The organism is Breoghania sp., assembly GCF_030066895.1.
GTDB lineage: Bacteria > Pseudomonadota > Alphaproteobacteria > Rhizobiales > Stappiaceae > Breoghania.
The window spans coordinates 32,636-57,485 of record NZ_JASJAV010000001.1 but is presented as its reverse complement, the minus strand read 5'-3'; the positions used below and the strand labels follow the sequence as shown (position 1 = coordinate 57,485).

Below are 24,850 nucleotides of genomic sequence, written 5' to 3'. Positions count from 1 at the left end.
AATGTTCGGGAGGCCAAATGGGGGTGGAAACGATCACCCCGCCTTCGTGCAAAAGGCCTAACGGCCTTCCCATTCGGGCGCGCGTTTTTCCAGGAATGCGCCGATGCTTTCCTCCACATCGCGGGCCAGCATGTTTTCGACCATCACGTCGGCGTAATAGTCGTAGGCGTCTTCCACCGGAAATCCGCCTGGCGGTAGAACACCTCCTTGTCGATCTTCAGGGTCAGCGGCGATTTGGAGGCGATGACGGCGGCGTATTTCATCACCGCCGTGTCGAGATATTCCGACGGTACGATGCGGTTGATGAGGCCGAATTCCTTGGCGGTGGAGGCGTCGCTGCTTTTGCCCGTCAGCAGCATTTCCATCACCTGCTTGCGTGACACATTGCGCGTCAGCGCCGCCATCGGCGTGGAGCAGAACAGTCCGATATTGACGCCGGGCGTGCAGAAGGTCGCCTTGTCGGTGGCGATCGCCAGATCGCAGGAGGCAATGAGCTGGCATCCGGCTGCCGTCGCCACACCGGCCACGGCCGCGATCACGGGCTTGGGGAGCGTCACGATCTGCTGCATTAGCTTCGAGCAGCGGCTCGTGACTTCGGAAAAATATTTGCGTCCGCGGTCATCTCCTTCAGGTCGTGGTCCGCGCAGAAGACCTTGCCCGGCACCGCATCGATGACCACGACGCGCACGGTGTTGTCCTTGGCGGCATTGGTCAGGGCGGCGAACAGGGCGGCCATCATCGCTTCCGACAACGCGTTCATGCGCTCCGGCGTGTTCAGCGTCAGGCGCATAATTCCCTCTTCGAGCGAGGATTTGAGCGGCGCGCTCGGTAGCGTGGTGGCGGCATCGGCCATGGGTGCGTCTCCCTTCCTGTTTTGCGTCTTATAGCGCACATCGTGTCGCTTCGTCTCTCAAGGTGCTTGCGAAACGGGCCGCGATTGTCTCCCATATGCGCAAAACAACGAATGCCGATCACTTGAGGGAGGAACGATGGATACCGTGATGACGAGGGAGGAAGTCACCGGCTTTCTCGACAGGGAATTTCCCGAAATCAACTACGATGGGCCGGCCTATTCGGTCGAATCGATCACCGACAACGAGGTGATGATTCGCCTCCATGCCTATGATCGCCACCTGAGGTCGGGGGGAACGGTTTCAGGCCCCACGATGATGGCGCTCGCCGATCTCACGTCCTACGTGGTGATCTTCGCCCATATCGGGCCGGTTGCACTGGCAGTGACCACGAACCTCAATATCAATTTTCTGAAGAAACCCGATCCGGGAGATCTGCTCGGCATGTGCCGGCTGCTGAAGCTCGGCAAGTGGCTGGCGGTGACGGAGTGCTCCATCGTTTCCGAAGGGCACGAGGATATCGTCGCCCACGCCACGGCCACGTATTCGATCCCGCCGCGCTGACGGGGGGGGAGTGCGTGCGATGCGGAAAGCCCATCCTTTGAGAGGGCCTTTGGACCTTCTTAAAGACCGGCTTGAAATGCGCACGCCTTACCCCTGACTGTCATCCCCGCGCAGGCGGGGATCCGGCATTCCAGAGACGTGCGAGGTCCGGGCGCCACAACCCGATCCTGTGGTTGCTGGTTCCCCGCCTTCGCGGGGATGACAATTGTGCCCGTGGCGTGTCGCGTGATCACCATTCGAAGGATGGGCTTCCGCACCAAACCTCCGCCCCGGTTTCCTCACATCTGCAGGGACCGGCCGACGCGCGCGGAGGAGGGGTTGACGCCTTCGCGCATCAGGCGGCGGCGCAAGGGGCCGACACGACCGGCAAGGTAGAGACCGATGCTGCGCGCCATCTGGGCGGGCAGGAAATCGGCCAGAAGTGTGCGGTTGAGGGCGTCGACGCCGAAGATGCGCGTGTCGATGTCGCCGCGCCGGGCACGCGCATAGCGATCGAGCGTTTCCGCACTGCCGATATCGAGACGGTCCTTGCGGATCTGGGCGCAGGCATCGCCGAGGGCTGCCACGTCGCGAAGCGACAGGTTGAGCCCTTGCGCGCCGATCGGGGGAAAGACATGCGCCGTCTCTCCGACGAGCGCGATGCGATCTGCGCCGACCGTCAGCGCCTTCATGCCCGACAGCGGGAAGGCCTGCCGTCCGCCTTCAAACCGCATGCGGCCGAGAATGGATTTGGCGTGCTTTTCGACCGCCTGGGCAAAGGCGTCGTCGTCGAGATCGCCCAATGCCTCGATCTCCCTGGGGGCGCCGACCCACACCAGGCTCGACCGGTTGCCCTTCAGCGGCACGAGCGTAAAGGGGCCGTGGCGGGTGTGGAATTCCGTGGAGGTGTCGTCGTGTGGCAGGTCGTGGGCGAGATTGGCGACAAGCGCCGATTGCGGATAGCGCCAGCGCTGCACGGAAATGCCGGCCGCATCGCGTGCCCGCGATTCCCGTCCGTCGCTTGCCGCCAGAAGGCGGGCGCGGAGCGGTGCCTCATATCCGGCGATATCGATCTCCACGGCGTCGCTGCCCGGCCGGATCGCGTCGGCAAATGCCTCGATGCGCGTGACGTCGGATGCGCCGAGAGCTTTTTGAAGCACTGCATTAAGGTCATTGTTTAAAATATTGTAGCCGAAGGTTTCCAGATCGATCTCGCTGCAATCGAAGAGCGCTTCCGGTGCGCGGATCAGGTGTCCGGTATCGTCGATCAGACGCATCCGCCGCATGGGCGCTGCGGCTGGTTCGATCTGTGGCCACACGCCGATATTGCTCAGGATGGAGACAGAGGCATCGAGCAGCGCTGTTGTGCGCGCATCCGGTTTCGGCGCGGGGCCAATGAGCGTCGTTGTGAAGCTGAGGTGGGAAAGCAGGAGCGCCGCGATCATGCCTGAGGGGCCTGATCCGACGACGGCAATGTCCACCGGTTCCGGCGTTGCCTTTTCCATTTTCTCCATCCTTCCTGATCCGTGTTCGCAGCCCGGCGTGTGCCTTGGTCGCACGTCATCGCGTCCCGGCGCACACGGGGTTTGCGGGTCTTGCTGGAAGGATTAGGTCAGCTCTCCCACTTCGACAAGAGCACCGTGTCGTGATCGGTGCGCGCGACTCACTTACAACTTGCATTCTCGTCGCTGTGGCGATTTTACCGTGGGGCGGCGCGTTCGGGTCGGTTTTACCCGGGTTTCAAAGCCCGATTGGGCTTATGTTCCCTCATCCGTGCAAGTTTTGATCGACGGCGGGCTCCAGCAATGCGAAGACATAGAAACAAGCGCCGGTACGAACGGTGCCCGACCTGGATCAAACAATCTTCCGAGTGAAGATATATAAGAGTTCAAAAGCCGACCGGTTCAAAAGGGCTGGTGTGGCGGTTCGGTTGCCGTTAGGACGCAGGATGCTCCGATCGAGCAAAGGATACGTATCCTCGGAAAGCAAGTGAAATGGCCACGCAGCCACACGAGAACACTGCTGACGTCGTAAAATCGACCTGGTTGGCTTTCGCCGTTCACATATTGACCGCCTCCGGCGCGCTGTGGGCCTTGCTTGCAATAGTCGCGGCAGCGGACGGGGGCTAGCCGATGATGTTCGCATGGCTGGGCGTCGCCCTGGTGGTGGACGGCGTCGACGGACCTCTGGCACGCGCGGTCAACGTGACCGAACGCCTGCCGACGTGGTCCGGCGCCGCGCTCGATTTCGTCATCGACTACGCCACCTACGTTCTGCTTTTGGCCTTCGCGATCGCGACCGTCGGGCTGATGAGTACGTCCTACAACCTCATCGCCGCCGGTCTGGTGGTCGTCTCCGGTGCGCTCTATTTCGCCTACGAGGGCATGAAGCTGCCGGACAATTGCTTCCGCGGCTTTCCCGTGACGTGGAACATGTTCGTTTTCGTGCTGTTCGCGTTCCCCGACTTGCAATCCTATGCGGACGCTGGTGGTCGCGATCATGTGGCTGGTCTGCGCTTTCGTCGCCGCGCGCGACGGAATGCTCGCACAGAGGGGATCGCCTGGATCGGACTCGCGGCCTCCAGCATCTACCTGCTGGTGATCGGGGCCCTGTTCCAGCTCGCCGATGCCTTGTTCGGTCGCGACGAGGACTGATCGCGGGGAATATCCTTTGTGTGACCGATCCTTCGAGACGCGTTCTTGCGAGCGCTCCTCAGGATGACGTTGTGTGTGTAGCTCGCATCGTAAAAGCCAACCACTCGATAACGTCATCCTGAGGAGGCGTCGCAGACGCCGTCTCGAAGGATCGGCCCCATAGAAGACCTGTCCTTCCATCTTCCCTTCGCCGCATCAAATCCAAACATGAAACCTCTCCCTCATCGTCGCTGACGGCTTGAGCGTGTCGGCCTAGCGCGGCTACATCTGTCTTTTCAGGTTCGCGCCCGGCATACGGAGCGGTGCGGGACGCGTTGCAAGATTGGGGAACGGAAAATGGTTCGAGTTATCCGTGCATACGAGACCGGCGGGCCGCAGGTCATGCGGCTGGAGGATGTGGAGATCGGGGATCCGGGTGAGGGCGAGGCCCGCGTTTGCCACGAGGCGATCGGTCTGAACTACATCGATACCTAATTTCCGCTCAGGTCTCTATCCGACCCCCGGCGGGCTGCCGCTGCCGCCGGGCCAGGAAGGTGCGGGCATCGTCGTTTCCGTCGGGCCGCGGGTGAGCGAAGTCGCGCCGGGCGATCGCGTTGCCTATGTCGGGCCGCTCGGCTCCTATGCCGAGGAACGGCTCGTGCCCTCCCATCGTCTGGTCAAGCTGTCCGAGACGATCGACATGCGCACCGGTGCCGGTATGATGCTGAAGGGCATGACGGCGAGCTACCTGCTGCAGCGTACCTTCAAGGTCGATCCCGGCACGACGCTGCTGTTTCATGCGGCTGCTGGCGGTGTCGGGCTGATAGCAGGGCAGTGGGCCAAGCATCTGGGCGCGACGGTGATCGGCACGGTCGGCTCCGCGACGAAGGCGGAACTGGCGCGCGCCAACGGCTACGATCACGTCATCGACTATACGAAGGAGAACTTCGTGGAACGGGTTGCCGAAATCACCGGCGGCAGGAAATGCGACGTGGTCTACGATTCCGTCGGCAACGACACCTATCCCGGTTCGCTCGACTGCCTGAAGCCCTTCGGCATGTGGGTTTCGTTTGGCCAGTCGTCGGGGCCGATCAAGGATTTCAACCTGGCGCTTCTGGGTCAGAAGGGCTCGCTCTTCGCTATGCGTCCGTCGCTGTTCAACTACATTGCCGAACGCGCCGATCTGTAGGTGACGGCCGGGGCATTGTTTGATGTGGTGGGAAGCGGCGCGGTGAAGATCGCCGTCAATCAGGACTATGCGCTTGTGGACGCTGTGAAGGCGCATGAGGACCTGGAAGGTCGCCGCACCACTGGGACGACGGTGCTTCTGCCGTAAGGAACCCGGGGAACGGGAGACCTTCCCGTTCCCTCATTCCGGACCGAGTGCGCCGCAAGGCGCATCGAGATATACTGAATCCAGAGTTCAGTCGGCGCGTCAGCGCCGTCCCTGGTTCTTTCTGAAGGGACGACAAGCCGAGAGGGGGGCGTGGCGCTGGTTGCGCTCAAGGCGTCTTCGGCTCTTCTTGCGCTGGATCCCGGATCCGTCGATGCGCCTTGCGGTGCACTCGGTCCGGGATGACGGCGGAGAGATCGAGGTCGGTGGCGTACTCCTTTCGCGGCTTACGCCCATCGTGCCGTTAAACCAATGTCGTAGTCCGAAGCCTGACCTCATCATTTTTCCACAACGGCGTGCGGGTTCGCACAGCTCAAGTCGAGGGCTTTGCTCCGGTGCCATATGTCGCATTTTCATCGGGCCTTCGCACGGGAGATGATCGCACCCGTTCGTGCGCGGAACGTCAGATTTCCGCCGACTCGCATCATGGGGCCCTTCCGCCGTCGCCTGCCCCTAAGATAGGGCTTGCCACGGCGCCGGCGATGTTTTTCGATCATGCGGTGAGTCCGGTTCGGACTCGGCCGAAGGGGAGGTGATGCCGAAAAGGCATCGCCGGGCACTAAATTAAGTTCTTTTGTGAAGCTCTTCGGTGATGCACACTCCCCGTGCATGCCTAACGAATGATCGTACCGATTGGAGCCGCGATGGGCCGTCTGACCACCCATGTTCTCGATACCGCTGCCGGATGTCCGGCGGCCGAGCTGTATATCGAGCTGTGGTGTCTGGACGGCGATCCGACACGACTGACCACGCTTTCCACCAACGCCGACGGACGCGCCGATACGCCGTTGCTGGAAGGCTCCTCCTTTCGCAAGGGCACTTATGAATTGCGTTTCTTTGCCGGGGACTATCTCCGCAGGTCACAGACCCTGCCGGAGCCGGCCTTTCTCGACATGATCCCGATCCGGTTCGGGATATCCAATTCAGATCAGCACTATCATGTAACATTGCTATTATCGGCCTATGGCTATTCGATCTATCGCGGGAGTTGAACCGCATGCGTGAAGCGATCCGCTTCCTGCGCGGGGATCAGATCATCGAGCTGGCCGACGTGAAGCCTACGGAGATGCTGCTCGACTATCTGCGCCTGCGCGAGCGAAAAGTCGGCACCAAGGAAGGCTGCAACGAAGGCGATTGCGGCGCCTGTACGGTGGTGCTCGGCAGGCTCGACGAGGGGAAAGCTCGTCTATGAGCCCGTCAATGCCTGCATCCAGTTGCTCCTCGGACAGGTGAACGGTGCGAGGTCGTGACGATCGATGATCTGGCGGAAGCCGGAACGCTCCATCCGGTGCAGGAAGCGCTGGCGCGCCATCACGGCTCGCAATGCGGCTTCTGCACGCCCGGCATCGTCAGAGCCTGTTCGCGCTCTACCACCAGCCGGAGGCAAAGCCGGATCGGTGCACAGTGAACGAGGCTTTGGCGGGAAATCTGTGCCGCTGCACCGGCTACAGGCCGATCGTCGAGGCGACGATGGAAGTGTGCTTCGAGGCGCTGGACGACAAGTTTTCGCGCGAAGCGGATCGGATCACCGAAATTCTCTCCGGTCTGAATGACGGCGAAGAGATCTTCATCGGCAACGAGACCTCGTTTTTTGACGCTCCCGCCAGTATCGATGCGCTGGCCGATCTCTATGCGCGCTACCCGGATGCGACGCTTGTGGCGGGCGCAACCGATGTGGGACTGTGGATCACCAAGCAGCTGCGCGAGCTGCCGCGCATCATCTGGCTCGGCCGTGTGGCAGGGCTGAACCGCGTCGAATCCATCGAGGGCGGACTGATCATCGGCGCGACCGCGAGCCTTGCGCGCGTTCAGCCGGATATTTCGCGGCTCGATCCGGATCTGGCGGCCATGTGGTCGCGCATCGGGTCGCGGCAGGTACGGGCCTCGGGCACGGTCGGCGGCAATATCGCCAACGGCTCACCCATTGGCGACACGCCGCCCATGCTGATCGCGCTCGGCGCAACGCTGGAACTGCGAAAAGGCGAAGAAGCGCGCACGCTGCCGCTGGAAGATTTCTTCGTCGATTACGGGCGTCAGGATCGCGGCCAAGCGGAATTCGTGACTGAGCTGTTCGTTCCCGAGCCCGGCGAGAATGATGTCTTCCGGGCTTACAAGATTTCCAAGCGGTTCTATCAGGACATTTCCGCCGTCATGGCGGCGTTCCTGTTCACGGTTGAAAACGGACGGATAGTCAATGCGCGGGTCGCCTTCGGCGGCATGGCGTCGACCCCGAAGCGGGCGCGCCGCGCGGAAGCCGCGCTGGGCGGCGCCGTTCTGTCGGAATCCGGCACCTTGGCGCGCGCGCTGAAGGCTATCGAGCGTGACTACGCGCCGATCTCCGACATGTGTGCAAGCTCCGAATACCGCGCCAAGGTCGCGCGTTCGCTGCTTGCCAAGGCTCTGGTCGAGGCTGCGGGCATGCCGTCAGAGCGCACGCGCGTGGAAGGGCAGAGGGAGGTGATGCTTGAGAACCTTGTCTGACAAAATCGGATCTGGGTCTGACAAGATCGGGGCCGACGGCGGCGAAAACCACTACGCGACCGTGCGCCGGGCGATCAAGCACCACAGCGGCGACAAGCACGTATGCGGCACCGCGCGCTATGTGGACGATCTGCCAGAGCCGGAAGGCACCTTCCATCTGGCACCGGGCTGGTTGCGTGATGCCGCGCGCGGAAAGATCACGGAACTCGATCTGGAAGCGGTGAGATCTGCGCCCGGCGTGGTCGCGGTGCTGACGGCGGACGACATTCCGGGCGTCAACGATTGTTCGCCCTCCATCGGCGACGATTCGATCCTGGCCGACGGCGAGATCCTGTTCTGGGGACAGGTGATCTTTCTGGTCGTGGCGCGCACCCGCGATGAGGCCCGCCGGGCCGCGCGTCTGGCGCGCATCGTTGTGGAGACCGAGACCCCGGTCGTGACCGTCGATTGCGCGCTCGTCGAGGGCGGCACGGTCATGCTGCCGGACTATCAGTTCCGCAAAGGCCAGCCTGAGGCGGCGCTCGATACCGCCAACAAGCGCCTTTCCGGCGTGATGCGTATCGGCGGGCAGGAGCATTTCTATCTCGAAGGGCAGGTTTCGCTCGCCCTGCCGGGTGAGGACGGCGACATGTTCGTTCACAGTTCCACCCAGCATCCGAGCGAGGTTCAGCACATCGTCGCCAAGACGCTCGGGCTGATCGATGTGGCCGTGACGGTGGAAGTGCGCCGCATGGGTGTGGCCTTCGGCGGCAAGGAGAGCCAGGCGAACCAGTGGGCGGCGCTTGCCGCCTCGGCTGCGAATTACACCGGGCAGGCCTGCAAGATCCGTCTCGACCGCGACGACGACATGATTATGACCGGCAAGCGGCATGATTTCCGCGTCGACTATACGGTCGGCTTCGAGAGCGACGGGGCAATCACGGCCGTCGATATGGCCTTTGCGGCGCGCTGCGGCTATTCCGCGGATTTGACGCTCGGCGTGGTTGACCGCACCATGTTCCGCGCCGATTCCAGTTACTTTTATCCCGATACGCTGATCACCTCGCGGCGGATGCGCACCAATACCTGTTCCAATACGGCCTTTCGCGGCTTCGGCGGATCGCAGGACATGCTGGCGGCGGAACGGCTGGTCGATTCCATCGCCATCACGCTGAAGCTTGATCCGCTCGACGTGCGCAAGCGTAATTTCTACATGCAAGGGGCCGACGTCACGCCCTACAGCATGCGTGTGGAGGAATTCGCCACCCAGCACGCCATCGTCACCACGCTTGAGGAAACGAGCGAGTATCGGGTGCGGCGGGAAAAGATCCGGGCCTTCAACGCCTCCAACCACATCCTGAAAAAGAGACTGGCGCTGACGCCGGTGAAATTCGGCATCTCGTTCACATTGCCGGGATTCAACCGGGCGGGCGCGCTCGTTCATCTCTATCAGGACGGCTCCGCGCATCTGAACCACGGCGGCACGGAGATGGGGCAGGGGCTCAACATCAAGGTGGTGCAGGTCGTGGCGGAGGAATTCGCCATCCCGCTCGACTGGGTGAAGATCACTGCGACGCACACCGGCAAGGTGCCCAACACCGCGCCGACGGCGGCCTCCTCCGGCACCCGACATGAACGCCATGGCGGCGCGCGAGGCAGCGGAAAAGATCAAGGAACGTCTCGTGGCGTTTGCGTCCGACAAGTACGGCGTGCCCGTCGACAAGATCACCCTCCAGGATGGGCATGTGATGATCGGCAACGAGCCTATCTTGCTCGGCCAGCTCGCGAAGGCCGCCGTCATGAGCCGGATGTCGCTGTCGGCGACCGGCTTCTATGCCACGCCGAAGATTACCTGGAACTGGCAGACGGCGACCGGCCGCCCGTTCCTCTATTTCGCCTATGGGGCGGCGTGCTCGGAAGTGATCGTCGATACGATGACCGGCGAGATGCGCGTGACCCGCGTGGATGTGCTGCACGATGTAGGCAAGTCGCTCAATCCGGCCGTCGATATCGGCCAGATCGAAGGCGGCTTCGTTCAGGGCATGGGCTGGCTGACGACGGAGGAACTGGTGTGGGGCGAGGCGGGCCGTCTGAGTACGCATGTACCCTCCACCTACAAGATCCCGACCGCTTCCGACGTTCCTGAAGATTTCCGGATAACGCTATAAGATTCCTTGTGAAATCCTGAGCCGACTATCTATCGTTCAAAGGCCGTCGGCGAACCGCCGCTGATGCTTGCCAATTCGGTTTTCTCCGCGATCGTCGATGCGGTCGCAAGCCTGAAGCCCGGCGTGATCCCGCCGCTCGATGCGCCGGCGACGCCGGAAGCGATTCTGGAAGCCGGTGCGCGACTCGTGGTGCATCCGTCGGGCGGGTTTTCCGGCACGATCGGTGGCGGCGAGCTGGAGTGGCAGGCTGATTGCCGCGGCGCGTCGGATGCTGGAAGAGAGTGACGGCGCTGCCGTTGTGACGCGCAATTTCGCGCTCGGCCCCGAACTCGGTCAATGCTGCGGCGGACGCACGGTCGTTCTGATGGAGCGCTTCACGCGCGAAAACGAGGACGCGGTGTGCGCGCTGGCTGCGCACGAGGCGCAGGGGCCTTTCGAAACATGCGCGCAGATGGGCGGTGCGAGAGCTCTGGAGCGCACGATTTCCTCCGATCTTCCTAAGGAAACCGGATCGGCGGCCCGGATAACCGGCGACGGTGTGCTTGAGGAGCGGTTCGGAGAGGTTCGCCAACCTCTGTATCTCTTCGGAGCCGACCATGCTGGAGATTACCGAGGTTGCGATTTCCGCCGGCCGGTTCGATTACGTGGGGCTGATCGGCAGTCAGACGAAGCGAGCGCGGTTCGAGCGGAACATGCGCAAGGTGGGGATATCGCAAGACAGGATTACGGAACTTGTCTGTCCTATCGGCATAAGCGGTATCACCTCGCGCGCCCCGGCGGCGATTGCGGTGGCGAGCGTTGCCGAATTGCTGGTGCGGCGCGACAGCGCGGCCGGCATGGACAAGGGGTTACCGAGGGAAAAACAGGTACGCGCGGTATCGTGACAGATGGAAAAGACGGTCGGGCCGGAGCATCAAGGAACCGACTCACGAATAACAGACAGGACGGACGAGAAGCGGCGGTAAGTCGCGGGGCCGTCGGGACGGGTTTGAGGTGGGGGTAGAGAGGATGAGCGAGGCAGGGCCGGAAACGGCACCACCGGATACAGGCGACGGGCTTCTTGTTGCGCGGGGAATTTCAAAGCGGTTCGGCGATCTGCTCGCCAACAATCGGATCGATTTCACGATCCGGGCGGGGGGGTGGGGATTCACGCGCTTCTGGGTGAAAACGGCGCGGGCAAGTCGACGCTCGTAAAGATCCTCTACGGCGCGCTCGAGCCGAACGAGGGCCAGATCCTTTGGACGGCAAACCGGTGACGATTTCGAGCCCGGCTGCGGCCCGTGCGCTCGGCATCAGCATGGTCTTCCAGCATTTCTCGCTGTTTGAAGCACTGACGGTGGCGGAAAACATCGCGCTGGCGCTCAACGATGCGTCGTCGATGAAGGTGCTGTCGGATCTCATCAAGACGGTGTCGCGCGATTACGACCTGCCGCTCGATCCGAATGCGCGCGTGGCCGATCTCTCCGTCGGTCAGCGCCAGCGCATCGAGATCGTGCGCTGCCTGTTGCAGGAACCGCGCCTGATCATCATGGATGAGCCGACCTCTGTGCTCACGCCGCAGGAATCCGACGGGCTGTTCAAGACATTGGAACGGCTGGCATCGGAAGGCTGCGCGATCCTTTACATCTCGCACCGCTTGAAAGAGGTGAAGCTCCTGTGCCGGGCCGCAACGATCCTGCGCCACGGCAAGGTGGTGGGCTCGTGCGATCCGCGTAAAGAAATGGCCAATTCGCTGGCCAGCATGATGGTGGGCGCCGACGTCAAGCAGGTGAAGGTCGACCACACGACTGCGGCCGGACCTGTCCGGCTTGCCCTCAACGATCTGAGCCTTCCCGCCAAAGACCCGTTCTCGGTTCCCCCGAGCCACGTCAATCTCGCCGTTCGCGGCGGTGAGGTCGTGGCGATCGCGGGGATCGCGGGCAACGGGCAGAGCGAGCTTTTCGACGCGATTTCGGGCGAGACGGCGACGCGCCGGGCGGATGCTGTGGAGATCGACGGCAAACCCACCGGTCGGCTCGGCATCACGGCGCGCAGACGTGCCGGTGCCGCCTTCGTGCCGGAAGAGCGGCTCGGTCACGGTGCGGTGCCGGGGCTTGCCGACAATATCGTTCTCACCCGGCACGCGACGGGCTCGTGAACCTGTTCATGCTCGCACGCGGTGCGGTGCACTCGATGGAGCAGCGCATCAAGGGCGAGTTCGACGTGCGCATGAGCCCGGGACAACCCGGAGGCGCGCGCTCTGTCGGGCGGCAACCTTCAGAAATTCGTCGTCGGTCGTGAGCTCGATCGCGAACCAAGCGTGCTGGTGGTCAACCAGCCAACCTGGGGCGTGGATACGGGCGCGGCCGCGTTGATCCGTCAGGCGCTGATCGATCTGGCGCGGTCTGGCTTGGCCGTTCTCGTGATCTCGCAGGATCTCGACGAGATCTTCGAGATCGCGGACCGGATCGCGGTGATTTCGCGCGGCCAGCTTTCGGAGCCGGAAGCGGCGGCGACCATGACGCGCGAACGCATCGGTCTGCTGATGGGCGGGGCGGGTGAGCGCGAAGCGGAAGAAGCGCCGGAAGCGGCGACAGGGGAACAGATCGATGCGGCTTGAGTTGAGGAAGCGTACGGAGCGTTCCCGGGCGATGGCAATCGCCTCGCCGCTGATCGCGATCGCGCTGACCGTCATTTTCGGCGCTGTCCTGTTTGCGTTTCTGGGCTACGACCCGCTCAAGGCGCTCTACTATTATTTCATCGATCCGCTGACGGCTGCCTGGTCGCTGGAGGAACTGGTCGCCAAGGCGACGGCGCCGGTGCTCATCGCGGTGGACCTGTCGGTCGCGTTCCTGTTGAACACGTGGAACATCGGCGCCGAAGGCCAGTACACGATGGGGGCGATCTTCGACTCCATCATTCCGATCTATTTCTGGCAGTGGGACAGCTGGATGGTGCTGCCCGCCATGATGGCGATGGGCATGATCGGCGGTGCGTTCTATGTCGCGGGCTATTTCCTCGACTGGCTGGTGCGGGGGCCGTGGCGCGATCCCGGCGGATATAATTTCCCCGAAAGCCGCGATTTCTCGGAGGCCGCGATCCTGCACCCAATGATCAACAACGGCGCGATGCACTGGGGCGCGGTCTTTGCCCTCGTCGCCGTGATCGTCATGGCGATCCTTCTCGGCGGTACGTTGAAGGGTTTCGAGGTCAAGGTGCTGGAACAGGCGGAGTGGGCAGGGGCGTTTGCCGGTTTTTCGCGCAAGAAGATGGTCTATTTCGGCTTCCTGCTGTCCGGCGCTTTCTCCGGTCTGGTCGGTATTTCCACCGTTTCCGGCACGATCCAGCAGCTTCAGCCGACGATTTCGCCGGGGTATGACTTTACCGCAATCATTGTCGCCTTTCTTGGGCGCCTCAACCCGCTTGGCATCCTCGTTGCAGGGCTGATGCTCGCTTTGACCTATCTGGGAGGGGAGTCGGCGCAGGTGACGATGGGAATTTCGGACAAGGTCGCCCGCGTCTTCCAGGGCATGCTTTTGTTCTTCGTGCTCGCCTGCAACACGCTGATCCTCTACCGGATCACTATCTCGAAGGAGCGCAAGGAGCCTGAGCCGAAAGACAATCTCGTACCGGAGGAGGAAGCGGTATGAGCATGTTCGAAGCTATCCTCCTCACCGTCATCACCGCCTCCACGCCGCTTCTGCTGGCTGCGATCGGCGAGCTTGTCGTGGAACGGTCCGTCGTCCTTAATCTCGGCGTCGAAGGCATGATTGGTGATGGGCGCGGTGATGGGCTTTGTCGGAGCGCAATGGACCGGCAGTCCCTATGTCGGCGTCGTGTTCGCGGTTGTGGCCGGAATGGCGATGTCGCTGCTCTTTGCCTTCGTGACGAAGACGCTTGTGGCCAATCAGGTCGCGTCCGGTTTGGCGTTGACGCTTCTGGGGCTCGGGCTTTCCGGCATGATCGGCAAAGGCCTCGTCGGTCAGCCGGGCGTCAAGCTACCCGCGTTTCACATTTCGGGCCTCAGTGACATTCCCTTCTTCGGGCAGGACCCGCTGGTCTATGTGTCTTTCATTCTGGTGATCGCGGTTGCGTGGTTCCTGTTCGTCTCTCGCGCTGGGCTTAAGTTGCGCGCGGTCGGCGACAATCACGATTCCGCGCATGCGCTGGGCATTCCCGTCGTGCGGCTTCGCCATATGGCGATCCTGTTCGGCGGTGTCTGTTCGGGGTTGGCAGGCGCCTATCTCAGCCTCGCCTACACGCCGCAATGGGTGGAGAACATGACCGGCGGGGCGCGGCTGGATCGCGCTTGCGCTGATGGTCTTCGGCTCGTGGCGGCCGTGGTGGGTGGTGATCGGGGCTTATCTGTTCGGTGCGATCTGGATTTCCCAGCTTCAACTGCAGGCGGCCGGGGTCGGCATCCGGTCGCAGTTTCTGTCGTCGCTGCCGTATATCGCGACGATCATCGTTCTTGTCCTGATTTCGAGCAATCGTCGGCTGTCGTTGATCAACACACCGGCGGTGCTCGGAAAGTCCTTCGTGCCGGAACGATAGTAAAGATGGCCCGGCACGGGCGCCCACTGAACCCTCAAATCCAAAGGGAACATGATTATGAAGAGCAAGCTTTTAGCCGCAGCCGCATTGGCCCTGGGCCTTGCGACCGGCGCCGCTCAGGCGGAGCCGTTGAAGATCGGGTTCATTTATATCAGCCCGACCGGTGATTTCGGCTGATCCTACCAGCACGACCAGGGCCGCAAGGCAATCGAGAAGACGCTCGGTGACAAGGTCGAGACGACCTACCTGGAGAGCTTGCCGGAAGGTCCTGATGCCGAGCGTTCCATCGAGCGTCTGGCGCGTGCGGGCAACAAGCTGATCTTCACCACGTCCTTCGGCTACATGGATCCGACCATCAGGGTCGCCAAGAAGTTCCCGGATGTGAAGTTCGAGCATGCCACCGGCTACAAGCGGGCGGACAACGTCTCCACCTATTCCTTGCGCTTCTATGAAGGGCGTTAGGTGATCGATCATATCGCGGCGAAGATGTCCAAGACTGGCACCGCCGGCTACATCGCCTCCGTGCCGATCCCGGAAGTGGTGCGCGGCATCAACTCCTTCATGCTGGGTGCGCAGTCGATCAACCCGGACTTCAAGGTCAAGGTGATCTGGGTCAACTCCTGGTTCGACCCGGGCAAGGAAGTCGACGCCGCCAAGGCGCTGATCGGCCAGGGCGTCGACATCATCGCCCAGCACACGGACAGCCTCGCCGCTATGCAGGTTGCCGAGGAGCGTGGCATCCACGCCTTCGGTCAGGCCTCCGACATGATCAAGTTCGGCCCGAAGGCCCAGCTCACCGCCATCGTCGACAACTGGGGTGACTATTACATCTCCCACGCCAAGGCTGTTCTCGACGGCACCTGGAAGTCGGAAGACACCTGGGGCGGTTTCGACAAGGAAATGGTGCACCTGGCGCCCTTCACCAACATGCCGGACGACGCCAAGGCGATGGCCGAAGCGACCGAAGCCAAGATCAAGGCCGGCGAGCTGCATCCCTTCACCGGCCCGATCATGAAGCAGGACGGTTCGGAGTGGCTGAAGGACGGCGAAGTGGCCGACGACGGCACGCTGCTCGGCATGAACTTCTACATCAAGGGCGTCGACGACAAGCTGCCGCAGTAATGCGGGGCAAGCCCTTGTCCGCCGGCGATTGAGGAAAACGCGGGCGTTGAACACGATCCCGACCGGACTTCGGCCCGGTCGGGAGAATACCGGGTTGATCCGGGACGTCAGAAGCCGCTTCCTTCTCCGTGGAGAAGACAAGCGAGTTCCGTTCACCTCTCCCATGGGGAGAGAGGACACGTATGTAGCGTTTTTCGTTCTCTCCGGAGGACGTTGGGAGGCTTCCGAGAACTAACCGACTGCGGCCCGAGAGGTCGAACTGCACAAGATGTCCGTCACATCGGCGCAAAGATCGATGTGCGGAACCGGTCACATCTTCCTGGGGAATAAACAGAATGTCAGAGGCTCAACATCTCGGCGTTACGCCGGAACAAATGCGCGATCCGAACTGGACGCCGTCCATCGAAAAGGCGGTGCCGCTCGGCATTCAGCACGTGCTGGCGATGTTCGTCAGCAACTTCACGCCGTCGATCATTATTTCGCTGGCCGCAGGCTATGTCTTCGGTTCGCCGGACATGGTCTATCTGGTGCTGATGGCGATGGTCTTTTCCGGCATCGCAACCCTGATCCAGACGATCAGCATCGGGCCGGTCGGCGCGAAGCTGCCGGTGGTGCAGGGCACCAGCTTCGCCTTCATTCCCGTCATGATCCCGGTGGTGAAGACCGTGGGCATGGCCGCGCTCTTCGGCGGAGTCGTCATCGGCGGCATCTTCCACTCCTTCATCGGCACGGTGATCGGACGTTTCCTTAGCGCCCTGCCGCCGCTGGTCACGGGCATCGTGGTCATTTCCATCGGTCTGGTGCTCATTCCGGTCGGCATCCAGTATGCCACGGGCGGCGTGCCGCTGATGGGCAAGCCCGAATTGGCACCTTCCAGCACTGGGGCCTCGCCATAGTCGTCATTCTGGTGACGCTGGCTGCCAAGTTCTTCGGCAAGGGCATGGTGTCGACGGCGGGCGTGCTGATCGGCCTGCTTGCCGGTTATCTGGTGGCGCTGACCTTCGGGATGGTGTCGTTTGCCCGCGTCGGGACAGGCGGCGTGGTTTGCGCTGCCCCAGCCCTTTGCCTACGGCTTTGAGTTCAACATCACGGCCGTTGTCGGCATGTGCCTAATGGCGATCGTCTCCGCGATTGAGACGGTCGGCGATATCTCCGGCATCACCAAGGGCGGTGCGGGACGTGAGGCGAGCGACAAGGAAATCGGCGGCGGCACCATGGCCGACGGTCTGGGCACGGCAATTGCCGGTATCTTCGGCGGGCTGCCCAACACCTCGTTCTCGCAGAATGTGGGCCTTGTCTCGATGACCGGCGTGATGAGCCGTCATGTGGGCACCTATGGCGCGATCTTCCTGATCCTGGCAGGCCTTGTCCCGAAGGTTGGGGCGGTGATCTCCACCATGCCGATCGCGGTTCTGGCCGGCGGCGTCATCGTCATGTTCGGCATGGTCGTTTCCGCGGGCATCAACATGCTGTCCGACGTGCACTGGAACCGGCGCAACATGCTGATCCTGGCGATCTCGCTTTCCGTCGATCTCGGCCTGCAGGGCGTGCCGGAATCGCTGCAGCACGTGCCTACAACGCTGAAGGTGCTGCTGACCTCCGGGCTGCTGCCGGCAATAACGCTCGCCGTCGTCCTCAACCTGATCCTGCCTGCCGAAGAGAAAGACATCTCTGCGGCCTTAGGATCCCGATCCTGCCGGTCCGGCGAGGGCGTCGGACCGGTTCACGTTTCAACCGGATAACCGCCTTTACCCCGTGGATACGAATGCGGTCCGCGAAGGGAAAGGGTGTCACAAACAAGAGCAAAACCTTCCCATGAGTGCCTTCATCGCCGATTGGCTCAACCTCCTCCTGCGCTGGGCGCATCTGATCGTCGGTATCGGCTGGATCGGAAAATCCTTCTATTTCATCGCCCTCGATCTGGCGTTGAGAAAACGGGAAAAGATGCCTGAAGGCGTGATGGGAACCGCCTGGGAAGTGCATGGCGGCGGCTTCTATCATGTCGAGAAATACTCCGTTGCGCCGAAGGAACTGCCGGACGATCTGATCTGGTACACGTGGGAGGCCTATCTCACCTGGGTCACCGGCTTCGGCCTGATGATGGTGCAGTACTACTTCAAGGCGACGAGCTACCTGATCGATGCGAACATTCTGGTGATGACGCCCGGCGAAGCGATCGTGCTGTCGGTTGCCTCGCTCGTCGGTGGCTGGTTCGTCTATGACGGCCTGTGCAAGTCGGTGGCCGGCCACAACATGCCGTTGCTGGCGGCCTGCGTCTTCGCGCTGATTCTGATCGCGGCCTACGGCTACACGCATATCTATTCCGGGCGCGGCGCGCTCAGCCACGTGGGTGCCTTCATCGGCACGATCATGGCCGTCAACGTCTTCGGCGTGATCATTCCGAACCAGAAGAAGATCGCGGCAGCTCTGATGGCGGGGCGCGATCCCGATCCCTCGCTCGGTGCGAAGGGCAAACAGCGTTTGGTCCACAACAACTACCTGACGCTGCCGGTGCTGGTGATGATGGTGTCGAACCATTATCCGATGCTCACCAACCATCCCCATGCTTGGCTGCTGGTGGCGCTGATCCTGGTGATCGGCGTGATGGTGCGCAATTTCTTCAACCGCCACGAGGCGGGCGATCCGCTTTCCAAGATCGTCTGTACGCTGCTGAGCGCGGCTGCGGGGCTTGCGGTTGCCATCGTCATTACGGCGCCTGCACCGATCGAGACGGACGGCACGAAGATCTCCGATCAGGTCGTGCTGGGGCTCACGCACAAGCATTGCGTTGCCTGCTATTCTGCCACACCGACCAATGAATTGTTTGCAGAACCGCCCAATGGTGTGCAACTGGAAACAATCGAGGAGCTGCACCGCTGGTCGCAGCAGATTTTGGCGATGGCGGTCTACTCCGACGCCATGCCGCTCGGCAACGAGACGGGCATGACGAAGGAGGTGCGGTAGGAGCTGGGCACCTGGATTGCGCAGCAGAAATAGGCGTGAGCAACGCATACGATGTCAGACCGACCTGAGTTTCCGCTAAGCCTCGCCGCGGTCAATCGAATGACCGCGGCGGATTTCGTTCGTCATTTCGGGGATGTGGCTGAACATTCTCCCTGGGTCGCGGAAGCCGCGGCGGAACTCCGCCCATTTTCCGACATTCCCAGCATGGTGGCCGGTTTCGAAGCGGCGATGCGGTCGTTTTCGCGCGAGCGGCAACTGAAGCTGATCCGCGCCCCATCCGGATCTTGCGGGAAAGGCGACACTGGCGGGGAAGGTGGCCGACGAGTCGCGCCGCGAGCAAGCAGGCGCCGGGCTCGACACGCTCGATGCCGATGAGTTCGCCCGGTTTGAACGGTTGAACGAAGCCTACAAGGTACGCTTCGGCTTTCTGTTCATTCTCGCGGTCAAGGGTGCCACGAAACACCAGATTCTCGCCGCGTTCGAGCGCCGGATCCAGAACGATCCGGATATCGGATTCGCCACCGCACTCACCCAGATTGCCCGCATCCTGCGGTTCCGGTTTGAGGAACGGGTAACTGTGTACGGGTTTGTGGACAAGCCGGGAAAACCCGACGCAAAGCCTGTGGACAAGACAAAGGACAACGCTGTGGACGGGCGGTTCGGCGAACGCGCGCAAGAGATGATCGATGCGCTGGCGCGTCACACCAGTGAAGAAGGCAAGGTCACGCGCCTCTATCTGTCGCGCGAACACGGGGTTGCGGCCGATGATGTCGTCGCCTGGATGCGGCAGGCGGGGTTGAAAGTCTCTGAGGACAACCTGGGGACAGTGCGTGGATATCTTCCGCCCAATGTCGCCGGACACGGCAAGCTCCTGTTGATCGGATCGCATATCGACACGGTGCACGACGTTGGGCGTTTTGACGGCAATCTCGGTGTCGTTGCGGGCATTCTGGCGGCGCAGGGGCTCAAGGAACGCGGGGCGGAACTACCCTTCGGTATCGAGGTTCTGGCCTTCGGCGACGAGGAGGGCGTACGCTTTCCGATCACCTTGCTGGCCTCGTCGACCGCTGCTAGTCATCTGGATTGGCGCGCGCTTCAGGCGGCGGACGGCGAGGGCGTCACGGTGCGCGAGGCATTGAAGGAATTCGAGTGCGACCCCAATGTCGCCGGCGGTGCCGCCTACGATCCGAAGGAAGTTCTCGGTTATCTGGAAGTTCATATCGAGCAGGGTCCCGTTCTGGAGAAGGAGAACCTGCCGGTCGGTATCGTGACGGCGATTGCCGGGGCGAGCCGGTTCCGGTTGTCGGTGCGCGGTGAGGCCGGGCATGCCGGGACGGTGCCGATGGGATTGCGCCACGATGCGCTGGCGGCCGTGAGCGAGCTCGTTCTGGCGATCGAGGAGGTCGCGCGCGCTGGCAAGCGGGACAATCTGGTTGCGACGGTTAGCGAGATTTCCGCTCTTCCCGGAGCGATCAACGTTATTCCGGGCGAGGTGCGCATGACGCTCGATGTGCGTGCGGCCAATGACGAGGCGCGGGCCTCCGCCATCGACACGATCCGAACGAAAGCGCGCGCCATCGGGGCGCGGTGGGGCTGCGTCGTCGGCATGGATCGCTTTCATGATGCCGCTACGGCCCCTTGCGCAGATCCCCTTCAAGCTGCCATGGAACAGGCAATTTCCGGAATGGGCGTGAAGCCGCTCCGACTCATGTCTGGTGCGGGACACGACGGGCAGGCCATGGCGAAATTAACCGATATCGGTATGATTTTTGTTCGCTGCCGCGCCGGGATAAGTCACAATCTTCTGGAACACGCGACCGGCGAAGACATGGGTACGGCCGTGGAAGCCCTGATCCGAACGATAGAAACGCTGGCGCAGCAGGAGAGGAACGCTCGATGAAAGCCGCGATCGAGGCCCGATGGGCCGAGGAAGTGGAATTCCTGAAGGAGCTTGTGAAAGTACCCTCGGACAATCCACCCGGCGATTGCGACGCCCATGCGGAGCGCACCGGCGAGCTTTTGCGAGAGCTCGGGTTCAAGGCCGAAGAGCATCCCGTTCCCGAACCGTTCGTGCGCCAGAACAGCATGCGGTCGGTGACCAATCTGATCGTGCGTCAGGTCTTCGGGGCTGGCACGGGGCCGACGATCGCCCTGAATGCCCACGGCGACGCGGTTCTCCCGGCGACGGCTGGACGACGAATCCTTATGGCGCGGAGGAGCGTAACGGCCTCCTCTGTGGGCGCGGCGTGACGTTCGGCAAATTCGATTTCGCCACCTATGCCTTCGCCTTGCTGGCGCTGATCTCGGAGCCGGAAGGACTGAACGGCGCGGTGGAACTGCATTTCACCTACGATCAGGAAGCGGGGGGCTTAGTCGGGCCGAAATGGCTGTTGGAGCAGGAATTCACCAAGCCGGATTACGCCATTTCTGCCGGATTTTCCTATGCTGTGACCACCGCGCATAACGGGTGCCTGCATCTGGAAGTGGTCGTGCGCGGCCGTCAGGCGCATGCGGCGATGCCGGAGGCGGGGGCGGATGCGCTGGAGGTGACGGTTCCGATACTCTCCGCACTCTATGCGGAGCGGCGAGGATTACTTGACCATGTCGAGCGGCTTAAGCGGGAATCGATACGCCGAAGCTCACCGTCGGGCTCATCAATGGCGGGATCAACACGAATGTGGTGCCGGATCGCGTCACGCTGCGCATCGGCCGGCGTCTCATTCCGGAGGAAAACGGGCTGGAGGTTGAAAGTGCGCTGCACGATCTTATCTAGGCCGCAGTTTCCAAGACGGACGGCATCGAGGTGGAGTGCCGCCGGATCATGCTGGCCGAGCCGCTGCGTCCGTGCGAGGGCACCGATACGCTGGTGAAGGCGATTTCCATTCCGGCCGAAGCCATTATGGGCGAGCCGATCGGCGCTAAGGGCGCGCCGCTTTATACCGATGCCCGCCATTATTGCGAAGCGGGCGTTACGACCGTGCTTTATGGCGCAGGGCCGCACTCACTCATGGAAGTCAATGCGCACGGGGCCGACGAGCATCTCGACCTCAGCCATTTGAGGGCGGAAACGGAAATCGTTGTGCTGGCCTTGAAGGATCTCCTGTAGGAATAGACAGTTCCGGTTCCCGGGCACGGTGTCGTCGAGAATGCGCCGGGCGCATTTTCCGACAGGCTCCAGTCGCTGGAAGATCGGTTGCGGCCTGACTATTCGGCGTTTTCAAGGGTCGCAACGGCGTATTCCAGATGTGCGTCGATTCCCGGCATGGCCGCTAGATGGGCGGCGGTTGCCCGCGTCCAGGCGCGTTCCGCATCGAGCACGAAATCATCTTAATCGCCGGGCGAGGCTTCTTCGCGTCCGAACCACGCCAGCGCCAGCAGGTCGTGCTGGAACGGGGCGTCGAGATTCTCGATGTGAAGGCGCAACTCCTCGTTGGGGAGAAAGGACGCATCGGAGGCGTCGGCGTCGGTTTGCGGGGAGCTTCCGGCAAGTGGCTTGCCTTGCGAGCGAGCTTGATGACATGCATCAGCTTCCGCTTGCTAATCGCCAGCTTGCGAATCCACGCCATCGCGAGCATCTCCGTCGATTACCTTCCCACATCGCCGGCTGATTGAGACAGCGCGCATCGCCCGTATCTCAATAAAGATAAGAAAAAAGAAGTAATAATTACAAAAATAGAATTGAAATGAGAGTTTTGATCCATGGAAATCCATGAACGCTTCCTACAAAACGGATAGGATATTTTACTATATAAATAAATAAGACGGTTGAAAATCGTTTGTATAGGGGAAGTACGTATCCACTTGCGTGCGGAATTTTGGTAAAAATTATTATGATTGATGAATAAATAATTGAAAGATATGATATACCTTCGTCGAAGAAAGATGCGCAATTTGATCGGGACGTGAATTCCCTCTTGCAATTGGATTCAAAATTCGCAAAGTTGAGCTTGCCCAAATTCGCACGTGCCCGTGGTCGTCCACAAATTGAACAAGGGCCGTCGTGACAGGAATTAGGCGTACGTCCTTCTCGAGAGGGAGCGCCGGGTTGCGACACACCGGACGGCTTAAAGCAACGACGTAAGAGGGCTTTTTTGGTCTCTTCCGGGTTTTCCAACGCCCGGGGTCACTGAAGAGGCACTTATTACCTCCTTGCCGGCCGTACGGAAAGTTCATCCTTTCCAAGCCAAGGCATCACACGCGGGACAGCTCCCGGATTCTGATCCGTCAGCTCGACCGGCCGCGCGATGAGCTGCAGCTATTGCTCGCGTCTCCAAAGCGCTGGCAAGGCGCCGTCACGTCCGCACCCTGCGACGTGATTCATGAAGTGGATTGGGCAAGACATGACCCAGCGCATCCGTGATTTTCTGCGTACCCGACGTGATGATGGACCGTGCCTCGTCGTCGATCTGGACGTCATCCGAGAAAACTATGACGCCTTCGCCTGCGCTCTGCCGGACAGCCGCGTTTTCTACGCGGTGAAGGCAAACCCGGCGCCGGAGGTCTTGAATCTTCTGGCGCGCGCAGGCTCGTGCTTCGACTGCGCCTCGGTTGGCGAAATCGAGGTGGTTCTGGCCACCGGCGTAACTGCCGAGCGCATCTCCTATGGCAACACCATCAAGAAGGAACGCGACATCGAGCGCGCCTTCGAGCTGGGCGTGCGCCTGTTCGCCGTCGATTGCGAAGCCGAGGTGGAGAAGGTCGCCCGCGTGGCACCTGGCTCCAAGGTTTTCTGCCGCATTCTGTGCGACGGTGCCGGCGCCGACTGGCCGCTGTCGCGCAAGTTCGGGTGCGACCCAGCGCTGGCGCCGAAGGTGCTGGAACTGGCCCATCGCTCCGGTCTCGTGGCGCACGGCGTTTCCTTCCATGTCGGCTCGCAGCAGTCCAACCTGGAAGCCTGGGACGGCGCGCTTGCATCGGCCGCCGAAGTCTTCCGTGAAATGGCGGTGCACGGCATCCGTCTTTCCATGGTCAACATGGGTGGCGGTTTCCCGACCGGCTATCTGAAGAAGATGCCGGGCGTTGCAAGCTACGGCGAGGCGATCTTCCGCGCGCTGTCTCGTCATTTCGGCAACCGTCTGCCGGAGGCGATCATCGAGCCGGGCCGCGGTATGGTCGGCAATGCTGGCATGATCGAGGCCGAGGTCGTGCTGATTTCCAAGAAGTCTGATACGGACAGCCTGCGCTGGGTCTATCTCGACATCGGAAAGTTTCATGGGCTCGCCGAGACCATGGACGAGGCGATCCGCTATCCGATCCGCACGCCGCGCGACGGCGACGAGACCGAGCCCTGCGTGATCGCCGGTCCGACCTGCGACAGCGTCGATGTGCTCTACGAGAAGACGCCCTATGAGTTGCCGGTGTCTCTGTCCATCGGTGATAAGGTGCTGATCGAGGCCTGCGGCGCCTATACGACCACCTATTCGTCGGTCGGCTTCAACGGCTTTGCGCCGCTCGCCGCCTACGTCATCTGATCGGTTGAGGACTGGTGCGATGATCGATGTCATTGATGAGGCGTCGTGGCACGTCGCGGCGCGTGAAGATCTGCTCGACGAGGTGTTCGGGGCGGCGCGGTTTGAAAAGCCGTCCGAACGGCTGCGGGAGGGCAGACTTCCCGAAATCGCGCTCTCCGCGATGGAAGAAGGCGAACTCGTCGGTACCGTGCGCCTGTGGCGGGCGGAAACCGGCGATGGCCGGGCCGTGTTGCTGCTGGGCCCGCTGGCGGTGTCTCCCGTGCTTCAGGGCACGGGCGTCGGCGGCCGGTTGATGCGCATGGCGCTGAACCGGGCCGCTGTCGGCGGACACGAGGTGGTGATTCTGGTCGGCGATCCGGCCTATTACGAGCGCTTCGGCTTTACCGCCCTCCACACCGGCGGTCTGTCCATGCCCGGTGCCTACGAGCAGCGTCGCCTGCTGGCTCTGGAGCTTTCCGACGGGATCCTCGAGGGTGCCACGGGCGCTTCGTGCGGCCGCTCCTCTTGCGGGATCCGCATTGGACGATCGGCGATGCCGCGACCGCTGCGGTCCATCGCGCCCCCTGGTCGCCGGTTTGCTGCTAAGACGCCTTCCACCCGAGGAGCCGGTGTAGACGCCTTGCAAGAGGGCGGTCGCGATCCCTGCGGCCGTCTTTCGTGCGTCAGGGCGTCCGAATTGCCGGCCGTTCGCGTCTAATCCGGGCTTGCAAGT

General features: G+C 62.0%; 18 protein-coding genes and 8 pseudogenes. 24 read left to right on the top strand and 2 right to left on the bottom strand.

What is annotated here, in order from left to right; all coding sequences use genetic code 11:
* Positions 1-57: 57 nt before the first annotated feature.
* A pseudogene (locus QNJ43_RS00345) lies at positions 58-853 on the bottom strand (enoyl-CoA hydratase).
* A gap of 136 nt (positions 854-989) precedes the next feature.
* Here QNJ43_RS00345 and QNJ43_RS00340 point away from each other — a divergent pair.
* Positions 990-1,415: a PaaI family thioesterase gene (locus QNJ43_RS00340; protein WP_300466452.1), complete on the top strand. Its 426-nt coding sequence runs from the start codon at positions 990-992 to the stop codon at positions 1,413-1,415.
* A 278-nt stretch (positions 1,416-1,693) separates the two neighbouring features.
* Here QNJ43_RS00340 and QNJ43_RS00335 read toward each other — a convergent pair whose 3' ends face one another.
* Positions 1,694-2,899, bottom strand: coding sequence for a UbiH/UbiF family hydroxylase (locus tag QNJ43_RS00335; protein ID WP_300466450.1), 1,206 nt, complete (start codon positions 2,897-2,899; stop codon positions 1,694-1,696).
* 627 nt (positions 2,900-3,526) lie between these two features.
* On the opposite strand from QNJ43_RS00335, the gene QNJ43_RS00330 reads away from it, so the two are divergent.
* From QNJ43_RS00330 to QNJ43_RS00240, 23 genes and pseudogenes are all read left to right on the top strand, one after another.
* On the top strand, positions 3,527-4,048 hold the full coding sequence (locus tag QNJ43_RS00330) for a CDP-alcohol phosphatidyltransferase family protein (RefSeq protein WP_300466448.1): 522 nt from the start codon (positions 3,527-3,529) through the stop codon (positions 4,046-4,048).
* Between the two features lie 336 nt (positions 4,049-4,384).
* A pseudogene (locus QNJ43_RS00325) lies at positions 4,385-5,363 on the top strand (quinone oxidoreductase).
* A 701-nt stretch (positions 5,364-6,064) separates the two neighbouring features.
* Positions 6,065-6,412: a hydroxyisourate hydrolase gene (gene uraH, locus QNJ43_RS00320; RefSeq protein WP_300467255.1), complete on the top strand. Its 348-nt coding sequence runs from the start codon at positions 6,065-6,067 to the stop codon at positions 6,410-6,412.
* A gap of 5 nt (positions 6,413-6,417) precedes the next feature.
* Positions 6,418-7,901: pseudogene (gene xdhA / locus QNJ43_RS00315) on the top strand (xanthine dehydrogenase small subunit).
* Positions 7,902-7,962: 61 nt separating this feature from the next.
* A pseudogene (locus QNJ43_RS26510) lies at positions 7,963-9,447 on the top strand (molybdopterin cofactor-binding domain-containing protein); the annotation flags it as partial.
* Positions 9,448-9,511: 64 nt separating this feature from the next.
* Positions 9,512-10,048, top strand: a complete 537-nt coding sequence (locus QNJ43_RS26505) for a molybdopterin cofactor-binding domain-containing protein (RefSeq protein ID WP_346432826.1) — start codon at positions 9,512-9,514, stop codon at positions 10,046-10,048.
* 63 nt (positions 10,049-10,111) lie between these two features.
* Positions 10,112-10,333 (top strand): XdhC family protein, encoded by a 222-nt coding sequence (locus QNJ43_RS26500; protein WP_346432787.1) that lies wholly within the window; start codon positions 10,112-10,114, stop codon positions 10,331-10,333.
* A 311-nt stretch (positions 10,334-10,644) separates the two neighbouring features.
* Positions 10,645-10,932, top strand: coding sequence for an XdhC family protein (locus tag QNJ43_RS00305; RefSeq protein WP_300466446.1), 288 nt, complete (start codon positions 10,645-10,647; stop codon positions 10,930-10,932).
* Between the two features lie 124 nt (positions 10,933-11,056).
* Positions 11,057-12,647: pseudogene (locus QNJ43_RS00300) on the top strand (ABC transporter ATP-binding protein).
* Complete coding sequence (locus QNJ43_RS00295; RefSeq protein WP_300466444.1) at positions 12,637-13,677, top strand: ABC transporter permease; 1,041 nt, start codon at positions 12,637-12,639, stop codon at positions 13,675-13,677. Before QNJ43_RS00300 ends, QNJ43_RS00295 begins: the two are co-directional and overlap by 11 nt.
* A pseudogene (locus tag QNJ43_RS00290) lies at positions 13,674-14,581 on the top strand (ABC transporter permease). Before QNJ43_RS00295 ends, QNJ43_RS00290 begins: the two are co-directional and overlap by 4 nt.
* Positions 14,582-14,638: 57 nt before the next feature.
* Positions 14,639-15,703 (top strand): annotated as a pseudogene (locus QNJ43_RS00285) (BMP family ABC transporter substrate-binding protein).
* Between the two features lie 335 nt (positions 15,704-16,038).
* Entirely contained in the window at positions 16,039-16,599 is a 561-nt protein-coding gene (locus QNJ43_RS26495) for a solute carrier family 23 protein (protein WP_346432786.1), read from the top strand.
* 11 nt (positions 16,600-16,610) lie between these two features.
* Positions 16,611-16,781 (top strand): hypothetical protein, encoded by a 171-nt coding sequence (locus QNJ43_RS26490; protein WP_346432785.1) that lies wholly within the window; start codon positions 16,611-16,613, stop codon positions 16,779-16,781.
* The gene (locus tag QNJ43_RS26485) at positions 16,720-17,445 is read left to right on the top strand and encodes a solute carrier family 23 protein (protein ID WP_346432784.1); all 726 of its coding nucleotides are present in this window, start codon (positions 16,720-16,722) and stop codon (positions 17,443-17,445) included. Before QNJ43_RS26490 ends, QNJ43_RS26485 begins: the two co-directional genes overlap by 62 nt.
* Positions 17,446-17,518: 73 nt before the next feature.
* Positions 17,519-18,667, top strand: a complete 1,149-nt coding sequence (locus QNJ43_RS00275) for a urate hydroxylase PuuD (protein ID WP_300466442.1) — start codon at positions 17,519-17,521, stop codon at positions 18,665-18,667.
* 51 nt (positions 18,668-18,718) lie between these two features.
* Complete coding sequence (locus tag QNJ43_RS00270) at positions 18,719-19,042, top strand: 2-oxo-4-hydroxy-4-carboxy-5-ureidoimidazoline decarboxylase (RefSeq protein ID WP_346432783.1); 324 nt, start codon at positions 18,719-18,721, stop codon at positions 19,040-19,042.
* Entirely contained in the window at positions 18,981-20,567 is a 1,587-nt protein-coding gene (uraD, locus tag QNJ43_RS00265) for a 2-oxo-4-hydroxy-4-carboxy-5-ureidoimidazoline decarboxylase (RefSeq protein ID WP_300466437.1), read from the top strand. The genes QNJ43_RS00270 and uraD overlap by 62 nt, the downstream gene beginning before the upstream one ends.
* A 19-nt stretch (positions 20,568-20,586) precedes the next feature.
* A pseudogene (locus QNJ43_RS00260) lies at positions 20,587-21,354 on the top strand (M20/M25/M40 family metallo-hydrolase); the annotation flags it as partial.
* Entirely contained in the window at positions 21,345-21,440 is a 96-nt protein-coding gene (locus QNJ43_RS00255) for a hypothetical protein (protein ID WP_346432782.1), read from the top strand. The pseudogene QNJ43_RS00260 and the gene QNJ43_RS00255, both read left to right, overlap by 10 nt.
* 30 nt (positions 21,441-21,470) lie before the next feature.
* Complete coding sequence (locus QNJ43_RS00250; RefSeq protein ID WP_346432781.1) at positions 21,471-21,773, top strand: hypothetical protein; 303 nt, start codon at positions 21,471-21,473, stop codon at positions 21,771-21,773.
* A 1,234-nt stretch (positions 21,774-23,007) separates the two neighbouring features.
* Positions 23,008-24,138, top strand: a complete 1,131-nt coding sequence (locus tag QNJ43_RS00245) for a type III PLP-dependent enzyme (RefSeq protein WP_300466433.1) — start codon at positions 23,008-23,010, stop codon at positions 24,136-24,138.
* Positions 24,139-24,157: 19 nt separating this feature from the next.
* Positions 24,158-24,835, top strand: a complete 678-nt coding sequence (locus QNJ43_RS00240) for an N-acetyltransferase (protein WP_300466431.1) — start codon at positions 24,158-24,160, stop codon at positions 24,833-24,835.
* Positions 24,836-24,850 lie beyond the last annotated feature (15 nt).